General features: G+C 68.2%; 1 protein-coding gene. It reads left to right on the top strand.

All coding sequences use genetic code 11. The annotated features are described in order from the left end of the window. Nucleotides 1-76 precede the first annotated feature (76 nt). Nucleotides 77-289, top strand: a 213-nt coding sequence (locus NLU14_RS21465; RefSeq protein ID WP_275710454.1) for an FGGY family carbohydrate kinase, incomplete at its 3' end; no start/stop codon positions are given.

The raw sequence follows: 289 nt of genomic DNA on the forward strand, positions 1-289 counted from the left end.
CAGACCATCACAGGCTTGATGCCGGGCAGGCGGGCGCGTCCGATCCGCTCGCATCTCCTCTCGAACTGGATTTTCCATGAGCCGATTTCTTCTTGGCATCGACGCCGGATCCACCATGACCAAGGCCGCCGTTTTCGACCGGGGCGGCAGGGAGATCGCCAGCAGCAGCCATCGCGTCGTCATCCAGCGCCCGCAGTCCGGCTGGTGCGAGGTCGACCCGGTCGCCGCCTGGGAAGCCGCCATGGCGGCGATCCGCGGCGCGCTGGACAGGGCTGGCCTCACCGGCGAT

The sequence above is a fragment of the Marinobacter iranensis genome (assembly GCF_029207565.1).
GTDB classification, from domain to species: domain Bacteria; phylum Pseudomonadota; class Gammaproteobacteria; order Pseudomonadales; family Oleiphilaceae; genus Marinobacter; species Marinobacter iranensis.